The sequence below is a fragment of the Undibacterium sp. RuTC16W genome, assembly GCF_049339445.1.
Taxonomy (GTDB): domain Bacteria; phylum Pseudomonadota; class Gammaproteobacteria; order Burkholderiales; family Burkholderiaceae_D; genus Undibacterium.
Genome location: NZ_JBMPPE010000004.1, coordinates 352,773 through 366,549, shown reverse-complemented (window position 1 = coordinate 366,549; position 13,777 = coordinate 352,773). Strand labels below are relative to the sequence as shown.

Below are 13,777 nucleotides of genomic sequence, written 5' to 3'. Positions count from 1 at the left end.
TTTTTACGGCATAATCATAAAATCAAACGACCGTACTATTTCAATCAGGAGACAAAAACATGAAAGCGGTATTGTGTAAAGCCTGGGGTTCACCCGACACACTGGTAGTAGAAGACTTGCCGGATCTGGTACCCGGTGCCGGACAAGTTGTCATTGATGTGAAAGCAGCCGGCGTAAATTTTCCCGACGTCTTGATCATTCAGAATAAATATCAATTTAAACCAGAGCTGCCATTCACTCCCGGCAGTGAGCTTTCTGGCGTTGTACGCGCCGTCGGTGAGGGCGTTGGCAAGATCAATGTAGGCGACAAAGTCATTGCCTTCATCGGACACGGTGCATTTGCCCAGCAAGTAATCGCTCCTGCTCAGGCCGTGATGCCTATGCCTCCCGGCATGGATTTTGATACCGCTGCGGCCATCACGCTGACTTATGGCACATCACATCATGCGGTTGTTGATCGCGCTCAACTCAAAGCAGGCGAAACCATGCTGGTACTTGGCGCTGCAGGTGGTGTAGGTCTGGCAACGATAGAAATTGGCAAAGCATTGGGTGCGCGCGTTATTGCAGCAGCGTCCTCCGATGAAAAGCTGGCTATCTGTAAAGAACATGGCGCAGATCTGACCATCAATTACAGCACCGAAGATTTGCGCGAAGCAATCAAAGCCGCCACCGATGGCAAAGGTCCGGATGTGATTTACGATCCGGTCGGCGGTATTTATGCAGAGCCAGCATTCCGTTCCATCGGATGGCGCGGCCGCTATCTGGTGATCGGATTTGCAAACGGTGAAATTCCCAAACTGCCTTTGAACCTGACATTACTCAAAGGTGCGTCATTAGTCGGCGTATTCTGGGGTGAATTTGCCAAACGTGAACCCAAAGCGAATATGGCAGCAATGCGTGAACTGATGGGCTGGTTAGCCGAAGGTAAAATTAAACCGCATATCTCTGGTCGTTATGCGTTAAAAGATACTGCAATCGCGCTGAACGATATAGCGGCGCGCAAAGTAACGGGTAAAGTCGTTATCCAACCCGAAAAGTAAGTTCATGCGAACTTAAAGTTTGTAATTAAGTTAGCGAAATGGGAGCAAGAGTGAAGCAGGACAATACAAGAGTAAGATCTGCATTACAAGCCAGCCTGTTAGGCTAACCTTTCACCATCTAGTCATTTCGTTATTTGATTATTGAGCGGTGAGCAGACTTGACAATGCCTCGATATCCAACAAAAAGCACCTCATACCGAGGTGCTTTTTTTATTCTGCCTAGCATATCGCTTATCAAATCACGCCTTCAATTACCAGGCGTTGAGGCATCTCCTAACCAATAGCGATTAATATCTTTCAGACCCCATTTAACCGCATCCTCGCGTGCAACGATTTTATCCTGCAATCCAGGGCCAGCAAGATCAAGCAACTCAGGCATGACATACGCCATCGATTTGATAGAAAAAAACACTCTCACCTTTGGCGATAATAAGGACTTGCCAGTCTGCTGCTCGACAACAACACCGAGCCTGCCTGACTCTAAGCGCACCAGAGTGCCGACCGGGAAGATACCGATACTTCGGACAAAAGCCTGAAATACCGCCTCATCAAAATGCCCCTTGCTCCATTCCGCCATTTTTTTAACGGACTCTGCGGGACACCATCCTTGCTTATATGGACGATTCGAAGTGATTGCATCATAGACGTCACAAACTGCTCCCATTTTCGAAAAGAGGCTAATCTGCTCACCTTTTAGCCGCTCTGGATAACCTGAGCCATCCACCTTTTCATGGTGATGCAGGCAGACATCAAGCGCCACCTCGCTAAGACCTGCAACTTCTAGCAACATTTTATAACCCGCGACAGGATGCTGCTTAACTGAGACAAATTCAGCGTCCGTCAATTTACCCGGCTTGTTCAGGATATCATCGGCCACCATCATCTTACCGATGTCATGCAATAGGCCAGCCAGACCAGCTTCGCGTGTTTGCTCATCACTGAGACCCAATTGCTTGGATAAAGCAATCATCAACGCGCAAACAGCGATAGAGTGCATATACGTGTAGTCGTCTTTGGTCTTTAACCTCGCCAAGCCAATCAACGCGCCAGAATTACGCATAACGGAGCTTGCTATTTCATCGACCAAAGGCAGGACATTTTCGACTTCGACGGCCTTACCCATACGGGCTTCATTAAACATCGAAAACACAGCTTGTTTGGATCGGGTCACAATCTTCGCAGCACGCCCGACTTCGTCCTCCATCGATACATTGGGAATGTCGCTAAGAGGAGGCGGAGCAGATTTAACTATCGTGACAACTTCCGGTTCTGCCACGTGAATGACAGGAGCTGAGGGCTCCGACTCAGTCGCCACATAGACGTCCAGCCCTTTGCTGGTATCGATCCAGGCTTCTTTAATTTTGGTGCTCAAAACCTTGGTTAAGATGTTTTGATCATCAATCATGAAAGATTTTTGCCAGAATGGTGTATCCATCCAGGAACTACATAATTCCTGTACATACATACCAACTCGCAGCTGTTTTATTTCAATTTTCTTCAGCATGTTTGAGTGTCAGTGCCTGAACGGTATCGATTACTCATTATCCTATCACCGATAAACCATATGGATGACGAATTTTAAACTGATCGTTTAGCCTATTCCTTAAGCCACGAAGTTATGGCCTTAGCTTATCCAACAGGATAGACAAATGAACAATTTTCAGAGAAATAATATGAAAGAAAATCAAATAACAAATGAATCTACAAGCTCACATACCTAAGTCCTAGATAAAGGACCCATCTGTTTTTAAGTCACTCTCTGTAGCAAGCGCAGTGGTTTAAAAAAGGATTGCATCGTTTTGTTGCAAATAAACGATAGGTTATACGGGTGCTCTGCAATTTGCTGTGAAAATAATTCAGTCACAGAAATTTGCTTTAACTGCTCTGCAATCTTTCCCCACAAGACGAGAGTCGCCGCTGTCACCGCTTGCTCTTCCGATTTTGTTTGACGTTCATGGAGGGCAATCAAAATATTGTGCAAGAATGGTTGCCACGCCTTGGCATCTTTGGCAGGCGCGACATCAGGACGAAAAACCAGTGTCGCGTTCAGCAACAAAAATCCTTGATTTAATAAATTCTGTTGCAACGCAGGCAAAGTCTGAATCAACTCAGCGCCGGGTAATTTTGCTTGCCTTGCGACGACAGACATTGCCGCAATGGAGGTATCCGCCTCAGCTAAATAGCCATCTGCGACCAGCAGCATTTTTATGAAATTACGGAGAGAAGTAGCACGATTTACTTTTTTCGATAAGCCGCCATCCAGATCCGGAGACCATAGATCCCCTACGGCGCCATCCATAAAGCAAAAACCCGTCGCACTCTCCGCTCTTGGGTACGGTCCTTCACCGATTAACACATAACGGACGCGGTCTATCGGCAATGCAAAAGCCGCAAATAAGCGCGTAGCCTCCGGCAAAAAATCAGTGTTTTCTAACTGTGACAGGTACGCAGAATCTGCGCGCTGCAAATCGGATAAGGCACTTCGTAAGGCCGGTATCCATGAAGGGTCTGCAAGCGTTAATGCTTGCTCAATATAATTGGGAAATAACAAAGAATACCCTAGCGTTGATTATCTGGAGCCGAGGCAGGTGGATTAATCACGGGAACACCACTACTTATCCCGATACCAGGGTTCGGTCCGCTAAAAACCTGACGGTTATTTTGCGGAAATGCGATGGGATTCGGCGGTGGTACTGCCGGACTATTCATCGCTGCAGACGGTGAAGAAACGATGGTCGCAGAAGGTGGCAATTCAACGCGCTTCATTATTCCGTTTTCGGATATCAGAATATATTGATCATGCACTTCTTGCAGCGTGATACCTGGGGACAGCTCCTGATTGATGCCAATAGCCTGCGCAGGTTTGCCATTGGCGCTCACAATAGCAACGCTATCGTTGAGGCGTCTGGCAAGGATGACACCTTTTAGCTGGTAATTACTGGCGGCTTGCGCAATCTGGCTCGCACCAAAAATATTCCCCCATTGACCCGCACCCGGCTCAAACGCTACCGTTTGCGAAGGCACTGCAACGGCACGTGCCTTTGGCTTAAATAGTTGAATGCCCCAGAAACTGAGCGACATGCAAACGACAATGAACATCAAAAAACTGATGATAAGAGGTACGCGCTTCATTTCATTCCTTGATTTGATTCTTTATTTGCTGACACCGATGGAAGGCTGGCATACAAGAGATGTTGCCATTGCACAGTCATCGAACCAACTGGTTAATTTCAATAATCGGCATCAACACCGCGAGCACGATCAACAAGACAACGACACCCATTGCGAGGATCAACGCAGGTTCCAGCAAACCGGCAATCGTTAGGGCACGACGCTCCAGGTCTTGCTCCTGCGCATTCGATGCACGCTCCAACATGGCAGGCAATTCTCCGGTGACTTCACCAGCACGTATCATATGTATCAGCATAGGCGGGAAATGTTTGTGTGCAGATAGTGCACGGGCGAGGCCCACGCCTTCACGCACACTGGCAGTCGCTTCTTCAACCTGAGCTTGCATCGCAACGTTGGACAAAGTCTCACGACTGGTTTGTAAAGCACGGAGTATCGGCACACCAGATCCGGTAGTGATCGCGAGGGTATTAGCGAAGCGAGCCGTATTCAAGCTACGTTCAAATTTGCCATATAGCGGCGCGGTCAAAAGCCAGGTATGCCAGCGCATTTTAACGTCAGGATTTTTAAGCGCAGTACGCCAGACCCAAAACGCCAGTGCGATAATTATCGCGACATAGATACCGTAATTACGCACAAAATCAGAAATCGCCAGCATCATCACCGTCAGCAAAGGAAGCTTTTGCTTGGTATTCGCAAATACTGAAACAATCTGTGGCACGACATACGTCAGCAAAAATATGACGATCAAAAAAGCGACGACCGTTACAATTGCCGGATAAGTAAACGCTAATTTTACTTTCTGGACCAGGGAATTACGGCGTTCGATATAGTCTGCCAGACGCGATAAAACACGCGATAAATGACCAATCTGCTCCCCCGATGCAACCAGAGCACAATAAATATCGGCAAAATCATTGGGGTGCTGTTTCAAGGCATCAGACAAAGCAGCGCCGGCCATGACCTCTGAGCGGATGGAGCCGATTAAATCACGGATATAAGTACGCTCAGCTTGTTCCAATAAAGCTGAAAACGATTGTTCCAGCGGAAGTCCAGCCTCCAGCAAACTGGCGAGCTGTCGTGTAAACAAGGCTAGCTCGACATTGGACAAATGCTCACCAAACAAGCTGCGCCGTTTTTTACCTTCTGCATCTAGTTGATTGGCAAGAGCGTCAACAGAAACTGGCAAAAATCCCTGGCTACGTAAATCAGCCCGGGCAGCGCGTGCGCTGTCGGCATTCACTACGCCTTTTTTGCTGGTACCGTCCTGATCAACGGCTTCGTATCGGAATGCTGGCACGGTTGATTATTCTTTCGTCACACGCAATAATTCTTCAGGCGTGGTAATGCCAGTACTTAACCAGCGCTCACCGTCTTCTCGCATAGTTCTCATGCCATCTTTCTGTGCAGCCGCACGAATTTCGGCCTCAGCCGCCTGATGATGGATTTGAGCGCGAATTTCTTCGGTCGTCAGCAGCAATTCATAAACCCCTACCCGCCCCTGATAACCGGTATGCCCACAGTGCTCACATCCCTCGGCATGCCATACCTTGCCGTCAAACCGTTTGCAGTGAACGCATAATTTTCTTACCAGGCGCTGCGCAATGACACCGAGCAAAGACGAGGACAACAGGAATGGTTCAATCCCCATATCCAGTAAACGCGTGACCGCAGCAGCAGAATCATTGGTGTGCAAGGTAGCCAGCACGAGATGGCCGGTCAGCGATGCCTGAACAGCGATTTGTGCGGTTTCTAAATCACGGATCTCACCGATCATAATCACGTCAGGATCCTGACGTAAGATCGCACGCAAAGCCTTCGCAAACGTCATGTCAATTCGCGTATTCACTTGCGTCTGCCCTACGCCGGCAAGCTCATATTCGATAGGATCTTCGACCGTCAGAATATTGGTAGTACCCGCATTAATGCGCGACAGAGCCGCATACAATGTTGTAGTTTTACCTGAACCGGTTGGCCCGGTTACTAGCACAATGCCATGCGGCTGAGCGATTAATTTATCAAATTGCGGTAACACATCGTCGCTCATGCCAAGCTTGCTTAAATCAAGCCGGCCAGCCTCTTTATCAAGCAAGCGCAATACTGCGCGTTCGCCGTGCCCCGTTGGCAAAGTCGAAACACGAACATCAACAGGCTTACCACCGATACGCAAAGTAATCCGGCCATCTTGCGGCAACCTTTTTTCCGCGATATCAAGCTGTGCCATGATTTTGATACGAGAAATCAATGACGCGTGGATTCCTTTCTTCGGGCGAACGATATCGCGCAAAGATCCATCAATACGAAAACGCACAACAGAAATTTGTTCAAACGGTTCGATATGAATATCCGAAGCGCCTTCTCGCAAAGCCTGTGTCAACAAAGCATTGATCATGCGAATAACCGGCGCGTCATCCGCGGATTCCAGCAAATCCTCGATCGCAGGCATATCAGACATTAGCTTGGCCAAATCGAGGTCAGACTCGACTTCGCCGACGACATCGGCAGCATCACCACCAGAGCCAGCGTAGGCCTTGGCAATCAGCTCAAGTAAATCTTCGTGCGGCATGACCTGCAATGCAATCCGGCCAAAGCGGCGCCCGACCTCGGCAATCGCAGCAGGCTTAGTCTGCGTCGATACAGCGAGTGCTACTGAAGAGGTTTCTTTGCTCAGATCACGACTTGCCAGCACAGAAAAATCACGAGCAAACGCATAGGGCAATAAGCGGTTCTCTAGCATGCTCTTATTTACTCTCTTTGCTGTCAGACTTGGACTTATCGACCGCTGTTGCTGCTGGCGCTTTAAATAATTTACCCTTTTCGATTTCAGGTAACAAAGTCGCTGCATCGGTTTCTTTAGTTGGTGTGATTTGTGCGCGCATATAGTCGTAGCGGTCCAGGGACACATTATTACTTTGTTCCGCATTACGAATCACGATAGGCCGGATAAAAATCATCAGACTGGTTTTGCCACGCGTCTTGGTCTGGTATTTAAACAAATTACCCAACACAGGGATTTCACTGAGCAAGGGCACACCCTCGTTCGAATCATCTGTCGAGTCTTTCATCAATCCACCAAGCGCAATGATCTGTCCGTCGTCAACCAGAACATTCGACTCAATCACACTCTTGTTCGTAATCAGACCTGAAGCATTCACAGTGGTCTTATCAACGCTGGACACCTCTTGATAGATCGACATTTTGATCGTGCCGCCATCGGATATCTGCGGCTTAACTTTCAGCGCCAAGCCAACGTCTTTACGCTCAACGGTAGTAAAGGGGTTGACGCCGCTACTGCCTGTCGATCCGGTCGATGCATATTGTCCGGTAATGAAGGGCACGTTTTGACCAACGCTAATTTTTGCCTCTTCATTATCCAGCGTAATCAGTGTAGGAATCGACAAAACATTGCCGTTACCATTCGATTGCAAGGCATGCGCCAAGGCACCTAATCCGAGTTGACCATTTACCTGTTTAAACAGACCTAGGGTCAATCCCGCACCCGGGAGTGTTGATCCGCTACCAGCAATCAGGGCGCCAATATTATTCGTGGTCGATGCCTGGAATGACGTGCCACCGCCGACCCGGTAATCGCTATTACTATTACCTGACAAACCTAACCATTGAATACCAAATTCATTTTCTTTATTCGCCTTAATTTCGACAATCAGCGCCTCGACATAGACCTGCGCGCGGCGCGCATCTAGTTGATCGATCACACCGCGCAGATTACGATAAACCGTTTCACTTGCTGTAATAATCAAGGTATTGGTAGCGGCATCAGCTTGAATAAACCCGCCAGCACCACCAGCAGATAAACTCCCGCTTGAACTGGTGCTGTTCGAACCAAAGCCTGTTGCAGCAGAACCAGTCGTCGCAGAAGACGCCAATCCACTGGTGGAGCCAGCACCTGTTCCTGATGTTGACGGCGTATTAGCTGACAGATTGGATGTAGAGCTACTTGGCAAAGAACTGTCCTGTGTCACGATGGAGCGCAATGTCTGTGCGAGCTTTACCGCTTCCGCATTTTTCAGGTAAACGACATGGACGTTACCTGGCAAGGTCGTAGGCTGATCGAGTTTGGCAATCAAAGATTTCAGCAAATTTCCGCGCGCGCTGGAAGGTGCTTTGACCATGATCGAATTGGTACGCGGATCAGCGAGCAAAATGGCTTTGCCAGCATCTGCCGATGCACCGGAGGTCTCAGTCAGTTTTGCCACCATCGCCGCCAGATCGCTGGCAATCGCGTGTTTGACCGGGATGACATCAACATCATTAGAGGCCGGCATATCAAGTGCGTTGATGATTTTGGTCAGGCGTTTGATATTGTCAGCATAATCGGTAATCACGACGGAGTTATTACCAGGATTCGCGTTGATCGTATTATTCGGCGAAATCAGAGGCCGCAATACCGTCACGATATTATTTGCCGATTCATAATTCAGACGATAGATCTGCGTTGCGACCTGATCGCCTTTCAGTGCCTCAGCCTGAATTGGACCTGCCTGTAATTTGGCATCTGACTCTGGGACCACTTTAGAATAACCATCACCAGTCACCACTGAATATCCTTGCAAACGCAAGCTGGATGTCAGTAATTTAAATGCCTGATCCTTGGTTAAAGGTTTTTCTGATACCAGATTAATCTGCCCTTTTACCCGCGGATCGATGATAAACGTCACGCCGGTATAGTGTCCGATAGCTTTGACCACCGATTCAATGTCGGCACCGACAAAATTGAGAGCCGCTGTATTTTGCCCCGGATCCTGTGCATAAGCGGGAAACGAACCGGAGCATAGAAAAGCCGCGCTCAACAAAGCGACCAAGGGGAGTCGGCGCACATTCACGCCATGTTGTACTGATACGTTCATCGCAGATCTTGCTTTCAATGGATTTTTTCTCATTTGAACTCTAACGCTATAACATCCTTATCGCCATCCCTACGGCGCTGCCCAAGCAAATTCAACAAATTTGCCAACCTGTCTTCCTGCCCTTTTTCTGCCATTGCTTTACCAGAAAATTGAAATCGTCCATCACGCAAACCACCGGCACCACTAAGCAACAAAGGTCCTTTGTTGGTATTCAGCGTTAAATCAGCGGTCTGCCCTTTCCAGTCAAACGTCAGCAAATAACTGCCCAAAGGTTTAATTGCTGAAAGGCGTGATGCCATCTCGTTCATTTCTAGCCGCATCGCGCCGATCACGTCGAGTTTCGCGCCCTGACGATTAAATTGCAAACTATTCCAGGACAACCTTAACTGACCCGACGGGCCAATCGTATTCAACGGTGCGCCTAAACCCTCCAGACGTTCAGGAGGTATTATTAAGTCTGCACCGCTGACAGCCCATTGTGAGAAATTCCCCGACAGAGTAACAGGCTGAGAAAGCGATGCCGGATTTTCTAATGCAACATCAAGCTGCCCTAACAACAACAGCGGAGAAATCCGCCAGCTAAACCTGCCGGGCAGTAATGGTGTCAGCGGCGCATTGCCACTCGGTGCACCACCGATGAATGCTGATCCTCGCCAAAAACTACCTTGTGCGTCACCCAGACTAAGCCGTCCCATCGTTTGCTTCTCGACCAACAAAGCCATCCAGCTTGCAGGCAAAAAAACCAATACCGTCAATACAGTACTGAGAACAGCAGCAATAACCCAGATGAATTTTTTTATTTTCATCATTTCAGAGGTTATTTTTTTGCTGCTTCATCGTCAATGTCGCACTGACCTGACCACTTTCAGCCAAAGTGGTCAATTTCGATTCTTCCACTGTCAAGCGACTCGACTTCTGCATCTCCAGTAACCATTCCATCAACGTCGGATACGCTACAGTCGATATCTGCAATCTGACCATATCATCAGATACGGAGAGATTCTGTACTTTCACGCCACGACGCGATAGAGACAATTCAACCGCTTCACGTGAAATCGCATCGACGTTTTCTGCCATTGCGGCCCCCAGCTGAGCACTTTGCCTGCTCAATACGTCCATCTCAGCTACCTGCTGTTTTAGCTGCGGAATCGCTTTTTGTAATTGTTTTTTCCCTGACCAGGCGGGATCAATACCGACAAAATATAACAAAGCCACTACAACACTGGTGACGCCGAGTAAAAGCATGCGACGCTCACGCGTTTCTAGCTGCTGCAAGTAAGACGTGATGGCATCCATTAAGCTTAGCGCTTTCATTTAGCACTCCCAACCGGTTTAATCTGCAAAATACCATCCTTGAATGAGACCAGCGTCAATGCCTGTTCCTGCAACGAGGTTTTTAACTGATCTGGTGCATTAAAGGATTTTGTTTTCACAAATAAATTACGCTCCCTGTATTCCACACCCAGCACACTGGCTCCGGGCGCGCCAGGTGCCAGACGATCCCAGACTTGCGCGAACTGAGCCGTTAATACCACGAAATCATCAGGTGAGGATTGTCCGGACATTTTTTTTGCAGCAGTGATTTTTTGTTGCATCTGCGCCAGAGGATCAATGACAACCGATTCCTTAGGATAAGCTGAACGATAGGCTTGTGTCATCGATGCAGTCAGTGCCTGCGCTTCACGCTTTAAAGACCACCACTCAATATTCAAACCGATGATATTAATGAGTAAAGCAGCGATACCCAAACCCAATGGCCAGCGCCAGATGCGCCAATCAACAAAGGATTGATTGATTGAACTGAGGCCTGCCAGCAAATCCGGTGTGTGTGTGTCGAGTCCGGCAATCCGATTTTTCCAACTCAATGCTTGTAGGGTAATACGCTGAGCCATCTCTACATTTTCGGTCAACGCATATTGAAACGGCGCGATCGCTTTTGCATCAAGATATACCGTCACGTCCGGCTCCGGCACAAACAAACTCAATGCCTGCAAAGACTCCGATACACCAGCCGCCTGTTGTTGAATATCGGTCGACACCGTTTGATCTAAGCCTAAACCGAGTCCGATAAATGAACCGTCAAAACGACGTGCTGCAAACTCGATGATAAAATTTTCCTGATCCAACAAAACGCTGGTCGCATCAGCGCGACGCTCCATAGCCATCTGGGATGGATATGCCACTACTTTTTTGGCGCCCGACATCAATACAGTGCGATAGACCGTTTCCATCCAGGTTTTATCCACGACGGCGACCGTACACAATCCATCAACGACGCTGACCGGTTGCAAGATGACCTCGGACGCTTCGGTAGAAAGCTGATCCTCCAGCAGGTTCGGCAGCGACATACGTAATTTCGATGCAGCCATCGGCGGCACTTTCGCTTGCAACAAACTCACATCACTTGCCGCCAGCAACAGTACGACCTGACGCGCTTGCATCAAGGCAGGTTTTAACTGAGTGAGTGTCTGACTACCTTGTTGCTCTAGTGTCCCGTTGGCGGACACTGCAGCAAATGGCCGAGCCAAATTAGCCCAGTCCGCACTCGCCTGAGCAGTGACTTTTGAAGGTAATAATATGTACAGTGTACTTGCCATAATCTATTTTCTGTTTACGCAATAGCATCCGCGCATCATGATGGTCAAACTACCAAAACTACTACCGTTTTCTTTACAGTTACAGTTCTCGTATCCAGATAATTTTCGTGATGGCGTCGTTACGCTCAATCAGAGAATTAAAATTCAAAAAAGATCTGCCTAAGCGGATTTTTCCAGAGACGATAAAAAATTCCGTAAATACAGAAACCTCGCCCTCCGCGAGATTCGCCAGTTTATCCGGAAATCTTTGTTTAAAATCCGGCAAATCCAAAAATTCAGCCCTGTCCCGGCTCGCGACAATTGCCGCCGCATCTGACATCGACAATGTCGGAATGCATGCGGACAATACTTCAGCAGAAGCCGTATTAACATTCAACGTCGTGGTGCGTGGCAAAACCACGACAAAGTCTCGTAATTTCGTCAGCATATCGGCATTAAATCCGGAGACAGATAACAAATCATCGATTTGCGTGAAGCGCAAGAATTGTACTGCAGGAACACTGTCTGATGATGTCTGAGACGGATTACTTGCCACACCTGTTATCACCGTGGGATTAGAAGCGGCTCCTGGAGTCGTAGCAGGGTTACTGCCACTCACTGTTGTTTTTTTTGTCTGGGACGAAGCGATTGCTTCAGCGGCGGAAGCCGCCAAAGAAGTATCCAGACGAAGATTTCCCAGCAGGCGTTGAAAAGCGATGATCGCCTTAGGATTTACAACACCGTCTGTCGCCAGATTATTCAGGTTAAATCGCGATTGTGCATCGCTGATTTGTCCCGATAAGGTCGCCTCGCTGCTCTCGGAGTCAGCCCGGCCGTTTTCCACATATTCATCGAGACGTGTTTCTGCCAGATTCGTTGCCCAAGCTTCTTTCAGGTGATCGACTTTGCGACCGCGTCCATCTTCGCGCAAGATAAGACGTGCCCAATCCAGTGCACCACGCAGCACCCATTTTTTTTGTAGCTGAAGGCGCTGATTCTCAATTGAGCGAACCTGCACCTGCTGCTGCCAGAACAAACTGGCGACTATCGTAATGGCAAGGGTAGTAAGTAATAGCGCAGTGACGACCGCGACGCCTGCCTGCTTGTGAGGAAGAGCTTTCATGCAGCTCCCAGCAAAAATACTTTTAACATGGCGTGTTCTCTACCACGTAATTGCAAAGACATTTCCAGCCCGCTTTTCAGGGGTATAGGTTTAGCAGCACTGCCACCGCTGCTTGCCGGATTTTGGGCACTATCAATATCCGTACCGGCAACACGCCAGGCGTTCTCATCCTTATTCCAAGTGCGCATGGCAATTGATGCCACATCGTTTTGCAGCACCACGATAGGCATAGCGTCTGTCTCATTTAAAGCGCTCTGCCAGTCCGCATCAAGCTGCCTTAGGTCACGGGTCGCGGTCGATTCGCGCCGTGTCAGCACACCATCAAGCAAGCGATAAGCGATCACCTGCAAACGTAAAGGCTGATTATCATCAAAAACCGTACGAATCAAAAACAAACTTTGTTGGGATGCCCGCAGACTCTCACGTGTCGCTAACAAATCAACACCAGCGAGATGTGCACAATCATTTTCGAGTTGTGCAAAACTGATTTGCGTACCACGTGATTGTTCTAATTCATTAGTGAGTCCGATTCGTGCTCTGACAATGCTATCCAGGCCGCGCCAACCGAGCACAGCGACGATCGCCAAAATCGTGATTGCGACTAATAGTTCGATTAAAGTAAAGCCGGACTGTTTTTTTTCAGAGCGCATTGGGCACCACTTGAGTCAGCTTGACGATACGGCGCTCTGCGTGTGCAGCATCGAATACATACACTTCCACCCTTCGAAACAGAGGATTAGGCGTGCCCAGCACATGTTCTTCGCAGACCAGATTCAATTCTCCCTGAGGACAAGGGAATGAGCGCTCGCCCAAAGCAGGCCATTCGCTGCTGAGACGAATCTGCGCCAGTCGATTTTCAGCGGACCAGCTCGCCATCATTGATGCACGCAAATCGTTACTGTTCTGTGTCAGACTTCCAATCGCCCGAAGGCTTGCGCCAAGCGCGGTGCCGACGATGACCAGTGCCACCAGCACCTCCAGCAAGGTAAATCCGGACAAGTAACGAGAAGGTGCTCTTTTAAGTAGAGAATGGCGCTTCAT

13 protein-coding genes are annotated in these 13,777 nt (G+C 48.6%); 1 reads left to right on the top strand and 12 read right to left on the bottom strand.

From position 1 onward, the window contains the following. Positions 1–59: 59 nt before the first annotated feature. Positions 60–1,040 (top strand): NADPH:quinone oxidoreductase family protein, encoded by a 981-nt coding sequence (locus tag ACO0K4_RS10610; protein WP_422956587.1) that lies wholly within the window; start codon positions 60–62, stop codon positions 1,038–1,040. 247 nt (positions 1,041–1,287) lie between these two features. Here the strand turns inward: ACO0K4_RS10610 and ACO0K4_RS10605 are convergent, their stop codons facing one another. The 12 genes from ACO0K4_RS10605 to gspI all read right to left on the bottom strand — a co-directional run bounded on the left by ACO0K4_RS10605 (position 1,288) and on the right by gspI (position 13,777). Beyond that, positions 1,288–2,544: an HD-GYP domain-containing protein gene (locus ACO0K4_RS10605; RefSeq protein WP_422956586.1), complete on the bottom strand. Its 1,257-nt coding sequence runs from the start codon at positions 2,542–2,544 to the stop codon at positions 1,288–1,290. A gap of 243 nt (positions 2,545–2,787) precedes the next feature. Beyond that, positions 2,788–3,591 (bottom strand): uracil-DNA glycosylase, encoded by an 804-nt coding sequence (locus tag ACO0K4_RS10600; protein WP_422956585.1) that lies wholly within the window; start codon positions 3,589–3,591, stop codon positions 2,788–2,790. 8 nt (positions 3,592–3,599) lie between these two features. After that, a complete protein-coding gene (locus ACO0K4_RS10595) occupies positions 3,600–4,172 on the bottom strand; it encodes a type II secretion system protein N (protein ID WP_422956584.1) in 573 nt (190 codons plus the stop codon). Positions 4,173–4,248: 76 nt separating this feature from the next. Then, the gene (gene gspF / locus ACO0K4_RS10590; RefSeq protein ID WP_422956583.1) at positions 4,249–5,469 is read right to left on the bottom strand and encodes a type II secretion system inner membrane protein GspF; all 1,221 of its coding nucleotides are present in this window, start codon (positions 5,467–5,469) and stop codon (positions 4,249–4,251) included. Between the two features lie 6 nt (positions 5,470–5,475). Then, positions 5,476–6,906 carry a type II secretion system ATPase GspE gene (gspE, locus tag ACO0K4_RS10585; protein WP_422956582.1) on the bottom strand — a complete coding sequence of 477 codons (1,431 nt, stop codon included), beginning with the start codon at positions 6,904–6,906 and terminating at the stop codon, positions 5,476–5,478. 4 nt (positions 6,907–6,910) lie between these two features. After that, a complete protein-coding gene (gene gspD / locus ACO0K4_RS10580) occupies positions 6,911–9,037 on the bottom strand; it encodes a type II secretion system secretin GspD (protein ID WP_422956581.1) in 2,127 nt (708 codons plus the stop codon). 29 nt (positions 9,038–9,066) lie between these two features. Further along, the gene (locus tag ACO0K4_RS10575) at positions 9,067–9,846 is read right to left on the bottom strand and encodes a type II secretion system protein N (protein ID WP_422956580.1); all 780 of its coding nucleotides are present in this window, start codon (positions 9,844–9,846) and stop codon (positions 9,067–9,069) included. Between the two features lies 1 nt (position 9,847). Further along, complete coding sequence (gspM, locus tag ACO0K4_RS10570) at positions 9,848–10,351, bottom strand: type II secretion system protein GspM (protein ID WP_422956579.1); 504 nt, start codon at positions 10,349–10,351, stop codon at positions 9,848–9,850. After that, the gene (gene gspL / locus ACO0K4_RS10565; protein ID WP_422956578.1) at positions 10,348–11,634 is read right to left on the bottom strand and encodes a type II secretion system protein GspL; all 1,287 of its coding nucleotides are present in this window, start codon (positions 11,632–11,634) and stop codon (positions 10,348–10,350) included. Before gspL ends, gspM begins: the two co-directional genes overlap by 4 nt. A gap of 79 nt (positions 11,635–11,713) precedes the next feature. Then, positions 11,714–12,736: a type II secretion system minor pseudopilin GspK gene (gene gspK / locus ACO0K4_RS10560; protein ID WP_422956577.1), complete on the bottom strand. Its 1,023-nt coding sequence runs from the start codon at positions 12,734–12,736 to the stop codon at positions 11,714–11,716. Beyond that, positions 12,733–13,386 (bottom strand): PulJ/GspJ family protein, encoded by a 654-nt coding sequence (locus ACO0K4_RS10555; RefSeq protein ID WP_422956576.1) that lies wholly within the window; start codon positions 13,384–13,386, stop codon positions 12,733–12,735. Before ACO0K4_RS10555 ends, gspK begins: the two co-directional genes overlap by 4 nt. After that, positions 13,376–13,777, bottom strand: a complete 402-nt coding sequence (gene gspI, locus ACO0K4_RS10550; RefSeq protein ID WP_422956575.1) for a type II secretion system minor pseudopilin GspI — start codon at positions 13,775–13,777, stop codon at positions 13,376–13,378. Before gspI ends, ACO0K4_RS10555 begins: the two co-directional genes overlap by 11 nt.

Excerpts from the sequence above, each read along its gene's own strand:
- ACO0K4_RS10610 (WP_422956587.1), top strand. The coding sequence starts at position 60 with ATGAAAGCGGTATTGTGTAAAGCCTGGGGTTCACCCGACACACTGGTA.
- ACO0K4_RS10605 (WP_422956586.1), bottom strand. The coding sequence starts at position 2,544 with ATGCTGAAGAAAATTGAAATAAAACAGCTGCGAGTTGGTATGTATGTA.
- ACO0K4_RS10595 (WP_422956584.1), bottom strand. The coding sequence starts at position 4,172 with ATGAAGCGCGTACCTCTTATCATCAGTTTTTTGATGTTCATTGTCGTT.
- gspE (WP_422956582.1), bottom strand. The coding sequence starts at position 6,906 with ATGCTAGAGAACCGCTTATTGCCCTATGCGTTTGCTCGTGATTTTTCT.
- gspD (WP_422956581.1), bottom strand. The coding sequence starts at position 9,037 with ATGAACGTATCAGTACAACATGGCGTGAATGTGCGCCGACTCCCCTTG.
- ACO0K4_RS10575 (WP_422956580.1), bottom strand. The coding sequence starts at position 9,846 with ATGATGAAAATAAAAAAATTCATCTGGGTTATTGCTGCTGTTCTCAGT.
- gspM (WP_422956579.1), bottom strand. The coding sequence starts at position 10,351 with ATGAAAGCGCTAAGCTTAATGGATGCCATCACGTCTTACTTGCAGCAG.
- gspL (WP_422956578.1), bottom strand. The coding sequence starts at position 11,634 with ATGGCAAGTACACTGTACATATTATTACCTTCAAAAGTCACTGCTCAG.
- gspK (WP_422956577.1), bottom strand. The coding sequence starts at position 12,736 with ATGAAAGCTCTTCCTCACAAGCAGGCAGGCGTCGCGGTCGTCACTGCG.
- ACO0K4_RS10555 (WP_422956576.1), bottom strand. The coding sequence starts at position 13,386 with ATGCGCTCTGAAAAAAAACAGTCCGGCTTTACTTTAATCGAACTATTA.
- gspI (WP_422956575.1), bottom strand. The coding sequence starts at position 13,777 with ATGAAGCGCCATTCTCTACTTAAAAGAGCACCTTCTCGTTACTTGTCC.